General features: G+C 61.4%; 11 protein-coding genes, 1 tRNA gene and 1 pseudogene. 2 read left to right on the top strand and 11 right to left on the bottom strand.

Translation table 11 applies throughout. The features are described 5' to 3' along the window. On the bottom strand, positions 1-275 hold a 275-nt coding region (locus tag G552_RS0112455; RefSeq protein ID WP_027883331.1), incomplete at its 3' end, for a helix-turn-helix domain-containing protein. Between the two features lie 98 nt (positions 276-373). On the opposite strand from G552_RS0112455, the gene G552_RS15435 reads away from it, so the two are divergent. Next, positions 374-568, top strand: coding sequence for a hypothetical protein (locus G552_RS15435; protein ID WP_245575201.1), 195 nt, complete (start codon positions 374-376; stop codon positions 566-568). Between the two features lie 192 nt (positions 569-760). On the opposite strand, the gene G552_RS0112445 is transcribed toward G552_RS15435, so the two are convergent. The 3 genes from G552_RS0112445 to argB are packed head-to-tail and all read right to left on the bottom strand — an operon-like array spanning position 761 to position 3,036. Next, positions 761-1,792: a zinc-binding dehydrogenase gene (locus G552_RS0112445; protein ID WP_027883330.1), complete on the bottom strand. Its 1,032-nt coding sequence runs from the start codon at positions 1,790-1,792 to the stop codon at positions 761-763. A gap of 45 nt (positions 1,793-1,837) precedes the next feature. Further along, on the bottom strand, positions 1,838-2,230 hold the full coding sequence (locus G552_RS0112440; protein ID WP_027883329.1) for a bacteriohemerythrin: 393 nt from the start codon (positions 2,228-2,230) through the stop codon (positions 1,838-1,840). A 53-nt stretch (positions 2,231-2,283) separates the two neighbouring features. After that, the gene (gene argB, locus G552_RS0112435) at positions 2,284-3,036 is read right to left on the bottom strand and encodes an acetylglutamate kinase (RefSeq protein WP_027883328.1); all 753 of its coding nucleotides are present in this window, start codon (positions 3,034-3,036) and stop codon (positions 2,284-2,286) included. A gap of 98 nt (positions 3,037-3,134) precedes the next feature. On the opposite strand from argB, the gene G552_RS0112430 reads away from it, so the two are divergent. Then, positions 3,135-3,209 (top strand) — tRNA-Val (locus tag G552_RS0112430). A 15-nt stretch (positions 3,210-3,224) separates the two neighbouring features. Here G552_RS0112430 and G552_RS0112425 read toward each other — a convergent pair. The 7 genes and pseudogenes from G552_RS0112425 to G552_RS16840 all read right to left on the bottom strand — a co-directional run. Beyond that, the gene (locus G552_RS0112425; RefSeq protein WP_027883327.1) at positions 3,225-3,863 is read right to left on the bottom strand and encodes a YceH family protein; all 639 of its coding nucleotides are present in this window, start codon (positions 3,861-3,863) and stop codon (positions 3,225-3,227) included. 16 nt (positions 3,864-3,879) lie between these two features. Next, positions 3,880-5,295 (bottom strand): xylulokinase, encoded by a 1,416-nt coding sequence (gene xylB / locus G552_RS0112420; protein ID WP_027883326.1) that lies wholly within the window; start codon positions 5,293-5,295, stop codon positions 3,880-3,882. A gap of 2 nt (positions 5,296-5,297) precedes the next feature. Then, complete coding sequence (locus tag G552_RS0112415) at positions 5,298-6,158, bottom strand: ATP-binding cassette domain-containing protein (RefSeq protein WP_027883325.1); 861 nt, start codon at positions 6,156-6,158, stop codon at positions 5,298-5,300. Next, positions 6,159-7,148 carry an ABC transporter permease gene (locus tag G552_RS0112410; RefSeq protein WP_027883324.1) on the bottom strand — a complete coding sequence of 330 codons (990 nt, stop codon included), beginning with the start codon at positions 7,146-7,148 and terminating at the stop codon, positions 6,159-6,161. It abuts the gene before it with no gap. Between the two features lie 95 nt (positions 7,149-7,243). Beyond that, positions 7,244-8,248 (bottom strand): sugar ABC transporter substrate-binding protein, encoded by a 1,005-nt coding sequence (locus G552_RS0112405; protein ID WP_027883323.1) that lies wholly within the window; start codon positions 8,246-8,248, stop codon positions 7,244-7,246. Positions 8,249-8,294: 46 nt separating this feature from the next. After that, a complete protein-coding gene (locus G552_RS0112400) occupies positions 8,295-9,341 on the bottom strand; it encodes a LacI family DNA-binding transcriptional regulator (RefSeq protein ID WP_027883322.1) in 1,047 nt (348 codons plus the stop codon). Positions 9,342-9,490: 149 nt separating this feature from the next. Then, a pseudogene (locus G552_RS16840) lies at positions 9,491-9,733 on the bottom strand (integrase core domain-containing protein); the annotation flags it as partial.

The raw sequence follows: 9,733 nt of genomic DNA, 5'->3' as shown, positions 1-9,733 counted from the left end.
TTTGCGCGCAGGTGCTTAGGGCGGCGGGAGCGGGGTTTGAGTCCGGCCAGGCCCTTTTCTTTTAGGGCTTTTTTCCAGCGGTGGTAGGTGGCCCGGCTGATCCCCACCAGGGCCTGGATCTCGGGCCAGCTCACCCCGTGCTTCCTGAACGCCTCCACCTGCTTGAGCTTGCGTAGCCGTTCCTGGACCAGGGGGTCGCTGGCTCCGGCCGCTCCCAGCTCCTGGGCCTTCCTCGCTCCTTGCCATATCGCTTTGCCAACCGTGGTAAGCTGCACTTGGGGAACCTCCTTTCTTGGTTGGTTCCCCTCTTTTTATCCCAGCTTAGAGTCTCACATGTGTCCGTCCAGGTTCATTTCCAAGTTTTGTAACGGGCTTGGCGAACCTCGAGGTGCAGCAGGCTATGGACTGGCGAAGCAAAGAGGAATTGTTCAAGGCCCTTGTGCTCTTGGGAATCGAGGTTTATTTACTTGACCCCAGCCCCCAGGCCCCTCTGAAGGCCCCGCGCCATGCCGTGCGGGCGGCCTTGATCTACATCCAGAGCCACAAGAACCAATCGGCCTGCCTTTAGCCTTTTTCCGGGGCTTTTGCTCTAAACCCGTTTGGTTTTTGGGTATTTAGACAAGAAAGCGTTATGCGAACTTGGTTCAAATTTATGCAGGTTACTTGGGCAACCCGCCGGACGTAGTTAACCAGGGGTGGGGTGGTGGTCTATCGGCTATCCCCGGATGCAAAACCTTAGGCGACTACTGGGGAAAAACCCCTAACCCACCTGCAAAACCACCTTACCAAACACCTGCCGTGCCTCTAGTAAGCGGTGCGCCTCGGCGGCCTGATCCAGGGGCAGGGTAGCCCCTACTACGGGTCGGAGCCGGCCCTGGCTAACCCAGCGCAGAATGGGGAAGAGGCGGCTTTTGCTGGCCATGGTCGAACCAAAGATGGAAAGCTGGCGGTAGAAGATGTGGGAAAGCGGGGTGGTGGCCTCGTAACCGGAGGAGGCCCCTACCAGGCTGATCCGCCCCCCCCAGGCGGTAGCCTTAATGACCCCTTCCCAGTACTGGGCCCCGGTGTGATCGACCACCGCGTCGGCGCCCTTGCCGCCGGTGAGCTGGCGTACCTCCTTAAACCAGTCCGGGCGAGTGTAGTTGACAGCTTCGTCGGCGCCCAAGGCGCGGGCCTGGGCCAGCTTGGCCTCGCTGCTGGCAGTGGCGATGACCCTTGCCCCATAAAGCTTGGCGATTTGGATGGCTGCTACAGATACGCCCGAGCCTGCTGCCATCACCAGCACATCCTCGCCAGGCCTGACCTGGAGTTTGTCCACCACCATCTGCCAGGCGGTAAGGAAGGTGAGGGGTATGGCGGCGGCCTCGAGCCAGCTCAGGTTAGCGGGTTTAGGCAACACATTGGCAGCAGGAACGGTAACCAGCTCGGCGTAGCCGCCCCAGCGGTGCTCGCCCAGGATTTGGTATTCGGGGCAGAGGTTGTCCTGACCACTCAGACAGCGCTCACACCGGCCGCAGGAGACCCCAGGGTTGAGCACCACCGCATCCCCTGGGCCAACTCCCTCCACGCCGGCCCCTACCGACTCCACCACCCCGGCGATATCGCATCCCAGGATGTGGGGGAGGGCCAGCTTAGGACTGGCCACCCCCTTGCGTACCCACAGGTCGAGGTGGTTGAGGGCCACCGCCTTTACCGCCACCCGCACCTGGCCTGCCCCCACCGGGGGGGCGGCTATCTCACCATAGCGCAAAACCTCAGGGCCTCCACGGGCCTCCATCCAAACGGCCTGCATGGGGGCGATTCTGCCACTAAAGGGGGCCGAAGGTCAAACCAAGGGCTAGGCCTGGCGCAGCTTTACATCTATCTTGCAGATGTGTTGCTTGAGCCAACTGGTCAGGGTCTCCTGCAGCTCTTCTAGGGCTTTTAGGGAGACGGTTGCGGGGGAGTATTCCTTTAGGAACCCTGCCCAGAAGCTTAGGAATTTATCGTGGGCCTCCTTGTTTTTTTGGGCAATTGGGCAGCCCCGCAAGCGCATGCAAAGTTCCTCGTAGGCAAAGTGGGTGTTGACGTAGGCGTCGAGAAAAGCAAAGAGGTTTTCTACCTCGCTGGGCTCGAGGCGCTGTTGGGCAATTAGGTTTTCTAGGCGGTTGATGAAATCGAAGAGGTTTTTGTGCTGCCTGTCTATGCGGGCCTCACCCACCGCATAACTCTCGTTCCACTCTACCGGCATACCCACCTCGAGGCGGATTATAGGCCCAGCTCGAGGGAGGAATGTCCCCGAGCCTAGTCCGGCAGAATGCGCGTGCCAGCCTGGCCGGTCTGTACTTGTGGCAGCACACCCCGGCCCCCTTTGGCAATGGTGGTCCAGGGGGCTCCCCTGTCCAAGGCGTGCAGAGCGGCCTCCACCTTGGGGATCATCCCACCGGAGATGATGCCTCCCTGGATCAAAGCCTGTACCTGGGCGCGCCGGAGCTGAGGGTAGCGGCTGGTGGGGTTTTGGGGGCTCTGCAGCACCCCCACCACATCGGTCAGGAAGACCGCCGGCAGGCGCAGTGCCCCGGCTATAGCCCCGGCGGCAGTGTCGGCGTTGATGTTCAGGGGCCCTTGAGCGTCCAGCCCGATGGGGGCTACCAAAGGGGTCAGGCCAGCCTGCAGCAGCTTCCACAAGAGTTCTTGGGCAACCTCGGTGACCTCGCCCACCCGGCCCAGGGTAGGCTCGAGTACCCTGGCTTTTAGCAGGTTCCCATCGCGCCCGCTAAGGGCAATAGCCGGGCGGCCACGCTGCGATAGCCCCTGGGCAAGCTGTTTACCCAGGGTGGTGAGCACCATTTCCACCACCTCCATTTGCTCCCGCGGGGTAACCCGCAGGCCTTGGTGGAAGCGGGTCTCAAAGCCCATTCGGCTCAGCCACTCTCCGATTCTGGGCCCGCCCCCGTGCACCAGTACCAATGGGCCTGGGTAGGCGGCCAGTTCGTCCAATAGTTCTTCGGCTTCCCGCAAACTTCCCCCAATTTTGACCAACAAAGCCTCTTCCACGAGGTTCATGATACCCAGACCTTGCGGCAGTTTGGCTTGACACGCCCCAAGCCGGGTGTTACCCTTTTGAGTGCGCTTGCATGGGCAGGCCTACAATCGGGCGATTAGCTCAGCGGGAGAGCACACGCTTCACACGCGTGGGGTCGTAGGTTCAAATCCTACATCGCCCACCAAAGAATGAACCGGGGCTACATGGCCTCGGTTTTTTCCATGCCCAGGGCTTGCCGAAGCTCCCCCAGGCTTTGGCGTAACTCGCGTACCTCTGCTTCTAGGGCCTCGAGCCGGCTTTCTATCTCGCTCTTTTCCTCAGCCTGTGTGGGGAGGGAGGGGGTTCCGGCCAGGAGATGGGCGTAGCGCGTTTCACGCTCGCCGGGACGGCGTTCCAGGGGGGTTACCAGGGGTTGGGGAGCCAGGTTGATCAGGGCTTGCACCACGGCCTCGACTTCCTGGAGCGAAGCGAACTTGTGGTTCATGCTCTCGGCCCGGGCCCGCAGCTCGCCCAGGGTTTGCGGTCCGCGCAGCATCAGCAAGGCCATCACGATGGTAGCAGGGGGCTCGAGCTTGAACTCCCGATCCAGAAACTGCCGGTACTTGGGTGCGCGGGCGCCATGCTCGCGGAACATGCCGCACAGCCCTTTGCGCTGAAGGGAGTCCAACGCCTCACGTACCTCGGCTTCGCTCAGCTGGGTGACCGGGTTGCGGTTATTTTTCTGGTTAGCCCCCAGCCGGATGGCGTTTTCGGTCATGGGGTAGTAGTCTGGAGTGGCGTATTGTTTTTCAATTAGGGTGCCCAGCACCCGCACTTCCGCATCGCTCAGCAGTTTCACGAGAAGGATTGTACCGCTAGAACCATCCCTTAAGCCGAGCGTAGAGTGCCTGGTAGCGCTGGTAGGCCTCCTCGTAGACCACGCTTTGTGGACTGGCGACCAGTAAGGGCGGCTCGGGGGAATCCGGCACTGTGCCCCCGATGGCCATGCCCCCTAGCAGGGCCGCTCCGCGGGCCGAGGCCGAGCGAACCGGGGCGGCCATCAGGGGACGGCCCAGCACATCGGCCAGCATCTGCTGCCAGAAGGGTTCTGCGCTGCCTCCGCCGGCCAGGCGCAGCGGGGTACCGGGGGGCACCTCGAGGGCTTCCAAGCCTTCGCGCAGGCTAAAGGCCAGCCCCTCCAGGGCAGCCCGCACCAGGTGGCCCCGGTGGTGGTGCCGCCCCAACCCTGCCCAGACCCCCCGGGCCTGGGGGTCGAGGTGGGGGGTGCGCTCGCCGGTCAGGTAGGGCAGGAAGGTAAGGCCCTCCGCGCCCGGCGGCACCGCGCGGGCCTCCCGGTACAGCCCTTCCCAGTCTAGCCCCAGCAGGTTTCGTACCCATTCCAGGGCTAGCCCGGCGTTCTGCATGGCCGCCAGGGCATACCACTGCCCTGGCAGGGCAGCCCGGTAGAGGTGGGTGCGCAGGGTGGGATCGGCTCGAGGGTGCCCCAACACCCAGGCCACCTGGGCCCCCGTGCCCACAGCCAGCTGGACCTCGCCTATCCCTACCCCACTTCCCAGCAAAGCCGCGGCAGTGTCCGCAGCCCCGGCAGCCACCGGGAGGCCCGCAGGTAGGCCCAGGACCTCGGCGGCAGCAGGGGTCAGGTGGCCAGCCAGGCTGCCAGAGGGGACCAGGGGGGGCAGCAGGGTGGGGGAGAGGCCCAGGGCCCTTAGGGTTTCCAGGGCCCAGGTGTCGGCCTCGAGGTCGTACAGCAGGGTGCCTGAGGCATCGGAGGGTTCGGACAGAGCCTGGCCCGTTAGCCAGAGCCGCAGCCAGTCCTTGGGTTGCAAGGCCCAGCGGGCCGCGCGGTAGTTGGCTGGCTCGTGTTCCTTTAGCCACAGCAGGCTGGGGCCGGCCATCCCCACCGCCAGGGGGTTGGCCAGCCGTCGGCGCTGGGCTTCGGGCAGTCGGTGATAGGCCCCAAGGGCTTCTTCCGAGCGCCCATCGGCCCAGAGAATAGCTGGGCGGAGAGGGGTTCCATCGGCCTGGGCCAGCACCACCCCGTGCATCTGGCCGGAAAGGCCCAGGGCCAGAACACGCTTACCCTGGGCCCCCACCACCGCTCGAGTTGCTGCCACCGCAGCCTGCCACCAGGCCGCTGGCTCGGACTCAGCCCAGCCCGGCTTAGGGGAAAGTACCGGGTAGCCCTGGCTGGCCTCGGCCAACACCTGGCCCTCCAGGCTCAGCAGCAGGGCTTTGCAGGAACCCGTACCCAGGTCGAGGCCCAGCAGCATTGCTAGTAGGCTAGCATCTCTGGGCTCAGTTCCTCGGGCATCTTGGCCCCGGTCATGACCGCTACGGCATCGGACATGCGGATGGTCTTGGGGTTGACCACCGCGACCCGCTTGCCCAGGCGCTGAATGTGGATGCGGTCGGCGATTTCAAACACGTGGGGCATGTTGTGGCTGATGATGATGACCGGCAGGCCGTTGTCGCGCACCCGGCGGATGAGCTCGAGCACCATGTTACCCTCCTTCACCCCCAGCGCGGCGGTAGGCTCGTCCATAATCACCACGTGCTGGGCAAAGGCCGCAGCACGGGCCACTGCTACTCCCTGACGCTGTCCCCCGGAGAGGGTCTCCACCGCCTGGCTCATGGAGCGGATGCCGATTTTGAGGTCCTGCATATCAGCAATGGCTTCTTCTAACATCCTTTTCTTGTCAATCCAGCGCAGGAGTCGGGCTAACCAGCCTTTCCGTAGAATCTCCCGGCCCAGGAAGAGGTTTTCTGCAATGGTCATAGCTGGAGCAACCGCCAGGTCCTGATAAACCGTTTCGATGCCTGCCCGCCGGGCATCGATGGGGCTGCGGAAGTGCACCGGTTTGCCGTCCAGGAATATCTGGCCCGCATCGGGAATGATGGCTCCCGAAAGGGCCTTGATCAGGGTGGATTTACCCGCACCATTGTCGCCGATGACCGCCAGAATTTCGCCTTCGCGCAGCTCGAAATCGGTGCCGTCCAGAGCGGTGACATGGCCGTATCGCTTGACCAGACCGCGGGCCTCGAGTACCACCCGGGGTCGGGGCGCTGCCTCCGGCTGAGGCTCGGGCAACGCCCCAGGGTGAGGGGGAGTGGAAGGGGCAGGGTTGGGTTTCATCTAGCTCCTCCGTTTGGAAATCTGGTCAGCGGTGACCGCCAGAATGACCAGAATGCCGGTGATGAGAACCTGGTAGACCGAGGAGACCCCAGTCAGGGTCAGGCCGTTGCGGAAGACCCCCACGATGATGGCCCCCAGCAGGGTGCCCAGAATCATGCCCCGCCCTCCAAACAGGCTGGTACCACCCAGCACCACCGCAGTGATGGTCTCTAGGTTCTCGGTCTGACCAGCGTTGGGATCGGCTACGCTGGTGCGGGAGATGAGCAGCCAGCCCGCAATGCCGTAGAAGAACCCCGCGATGGTGTAGGTGAGCAGCAGAACCCGCTGGGTGGGGATGCCCATTAGGCGAGCGGCTTCGGGGTTGTTGCCCACCGCGTAGAGGTGCCGGCCCGGGGCAGTCTCGCTCAGGAAAAACCAAACCAGCAGGTACAGCACAATCATCAGAACCACCCCATAGGTGAGGACCGTCTCGCCGATGCGGAAGGTGTTGCCCCAGAAGAGGTGGGCGTCTGGCAAGCCGCTTACGGTCTGGGCCCGGGAGTAGATCTGGGTCAGGGCGAAGGCGATGTTCATGGTGCCCAGGGTGACGATGAAGGGGGGCAGGCGAAAACGGGTGATTAAAAAACCATTTAAAAAGCCAAATGCAGTGGTGACGACTATGCCGCAGAGGATGGCCAGCAAGGGGGGTAGGCCCAGTTCCACCGCAAACTTAGCCATCACCATGGTGCCCAGAGCCATCACAAAGCCCACCGAGAGGTCGATGCCGGCAGTTAGGATTATCAGGGTCTGGCCGATGGCCAGCACAGCGACCACCGAGATTTGCTGCAAAATCAAGGAAAAGTTCTGCCCGGTTAGAAAGCGGTCGGACTGGAGGCTAAAAAAAACTACGGCCAAAAAAAGCGCTACCAGTGGGCCCAGAATGCTCAGGCTAGGGAGCCGTTCCAGGAAGCTGCCGGGCCTTTGGGTGGTACCGGATTGCTCTTGTGCCATGTGAACCTCAGATTTTTTGCCTTTTATACTACCGCCCCTTTTTATCGGAAAGTGGGGTGGTGGAGGTGGCTCCACCACCCGCTCAGCTTTTGGGTTTACTGACCCCAGCAGTTTTCCAGGCCGTATTTGACATCCTTGCTGGGTACCCCAGGCATGGGTGTCTTAGCGATAAGCTCAACCCCAGTATCTACGTAACCTTGGGCCTTTTTGCCGGTTTTAGCGTATTCTACCCCAGCCTGCACACCCATGGCTGCCATGCGCAGGGGGTACTGCTGGGAGGTGGCGGCAATGATGCCTCTATCCACATTCCGTACACCCTCACAGCCGCCATCTATCGAAACAATCATTACGCTCTTTTCCTTGCCAGCGGCCCGTAAAGCCTGGTAAGCGCCGGCGGCGGCAGGCTCGTTGATGGTGTAGACCAGGTTGATGTTGGGGTTTTTCTGCAGGCAGTTTTCCATGGCCGTCTGTCCTTTGGCTCGATCACCATAGGTATCAGCCATGCAAACCACCTCTGCTGGCTTGGCCAGCTCGTTGCTCTCCGGTTCAAAGCTTTGCAGGCCCAGGCCCTTCAGGAAACCGTTGTGCCGCTGAGCGCCCACTGGGTGGCCGGGGAATAGATCGAGAGTAGCGATGACTAGGGGTTTGCCTCGCATAGCAGCTTTGGCGTAGGCTCCGATCAGCTCACCGGCCCGGTAGTTGTTGGTGGCGAACAGGGCATCCACTGCACTAACTGGGTCGGTGGGGCTATCTAGGGCGATAACCTGTACCCCTGCAGCCCGCGCTTTTTGGATGGCTGGAACAATGGCTTTGGCATCACTAGGGGTGATCAGGATGGTGTTGACCCCCGCCGCCACCATGTTTTCGATGGCCGCCACCTGGCTAGCATTGTCGCCATCGGTTTTACCCGCAGCACTGATGAACCGGGCCCCCAGCTTCTGAGCCTCTTTGCTGGCCCCTTCCTTCATCTTGACAAAGAAGGGGTTGGACTCGGTTTTGGTGATGAGCCCAATGTAGGGGGTCTTGTTTTGTGCAGTAACCAGCCCCAGTGCCGCCACACCTGCTACCAAAAAGCCTGCGATGATCGTTGTTTTGTGCATACCCTTTACCTCCGAAAAGACCTTCACCCTGATGTTTACCTGCTTCCTAGTGCCTATTCCTCCTTTGCTTTCCGAGCCCTTTGCTCAAACCGCCCGGTGGGGCGGTGGACTCCCGCACGATGAAGGTGGTGTCCAAGCGAATGCTGGTGGGCAAAGCAGCCTGGCCCCGACTAAGCGAGCTAAGCAGGGTCTCGCAGGCCAGGAAGCCCAGCTCGTAGGTGGGTTGGGCCACCACGGTAAGGGCTGGGTGCATGGTGGCAGCCCAGCGGGAATCGTCAAAGCCTACAATGGATAGCTCTTCCGGAATGCGAATGCCCAGTTCGCGCACGGCTAGCACGGCACCCACGGTCATTTCATTGTTGCCCACAAAAAGCGCGGTGGGCCGCTCCTCTTTAGGGAGGGAGAGCAAGGCTAGCGCGGCTTGGCGGCCATCCTCTTCCCGGTGGTTACCAGGTAGAACCAGTTCCTCACGGTAAGGAATCCCTGCAGCTAGCAGTGCCTCACGGTAGCCTTGATGGCGCTCAACTGCGGTGGAGATGTCCAGCCGTCCAACAATCATGCCGATGCGCCGATGGCCTAGTTCAATCAGGTGCTGCACAGCGGTTTTAGCGCCCCCAGCGTTGTCTACCATTACCGTGCGTACCCCAGGGGTTCCACTGGTGCGATCTAGTTCAACAATGGGAATCTTGGGCACCTGCTTAAGGTTTTCCCTAGCCTTGGGGCTTGGGACGATGAGCAGTCCTCGCGGAAGGTGTCCCCGCAGAACGTTGAGCGCCCGTTTCTCTTTTTCTGGGTCTTCGTCGGTGTTAAAGAAAAATACGGTATAATCGCGCTTTTCTGCGGCATCCTGAACGCCTTTGGCCAAGGTGGCGTGGAAGGGGTTGAGGATATCGGTGATGATCAAGCCTAGAGTGCGGCTGCTGCGCTGACGCAGGCTACGGGCTAGTTGATTAGGTTGGTAGCCCAGTTCGCGGGCTGCCTGCAGTATGCGTTCACGAGTAGCCTCAGCGACCATCTCTGGACGGGATAGGGCTCTGGAAACGGTCGCGGTAGAGACCTGAGCGTGCTTTGCGACGTCCTCGAGGCTTACCATATGCAATCGTTTGCATCAGACCGATATCAATAAACGCGACTAGACCAAAGACTTTGAAACACACGGACTCTTGCTTTCGGCGTATATTGCAATCGTTTGCAGACTTTACGAGCTACATTGTTAGCACAGTCTGTCAAAAAATGCAAGAGCCTGTAATCGGTCAACACATGTGAGACTGGGGAACCGACTCCTCCTGCATCTTAGCTAAATACTCCAAGGGAGCAAGACCCCCCAGGGCCATGTGAGGCCTTCGGCGGTTGTAGTGGTCCAGGTAGGCATCCAGCTCTGCCTGTAGCTCGCTGAGCCGGGGGGGCAGAGGCCGGGTATAGAGCTCCTCCCTAAAGGTCCGTTGCACCCGCTCCACGTGACCATTGAGTTTAGGACTCCTCGGC

It is taken from the genome of Meiothermus rufus DSM 22234 (assembly GCF_000423425.1).
GTDB lineage: Bacteria > Deinococcota > Deinococci > Deinococcales > Thermaceae > Meiothermus > Meiothermus rufus.
This window is presented reverse-complemented; position numbering and strand designations above follow the sequence as displayed.

Bases quoted from the DNA above. Each gene is read 5' to 3' on its own strand.
- G552_RS0112410 (WP_027883324.1), bottom strand. From the start codon at position 7,148: ATGGCACAAGAGCAATCCGGTACCACCCAAAGGCCCGGCAGCTTCCTG.
- xylB (WP_027883326.1), bottom strand. From the start codon at position 5,295: ATGCTGCTGGGCCTCGACCTGGGTACGGGTTCCTGCAAAGCCCTGCTG.
- G552_RS0112440 (WP_027883329.1), bottom strand. From the start codon at position 2,230: ATGCCGGTAGAGTGGAACGAGAGTTATGCGGTGGGTGAGGCCCGCATA.
- G552_RS0112400 (WP_027883322.1), bottom strand. From the start codon at position 9,341: ATGGTAAGCCTCGAGGACGTCGCAAAGCACGCTCAGGTCTCTACCGCG.
- G552_RS0112445 (WP_027883330.1), bottom strand. From the start codon at position 1,792: ATGCAGGCCGTTTGGATGGAGGCCCGTGGAGGCCCTGAGGTTTTGCGC.
- G552_RS0112405 (WP_027883323.1), bottom strand. From the start codon at position 8,248: ATGCACAAAACAACGATCATCGCAGGCTTTTTGGTAGCAGGTGTGGCG.
- G552_RS0112415 (WP_027883325.1), bottom strand. From the start codon at position 6,158: ATGAAACCCAACCCTGCCCCTTCCACTCCCCCTCACCCTGGGGCGTTG.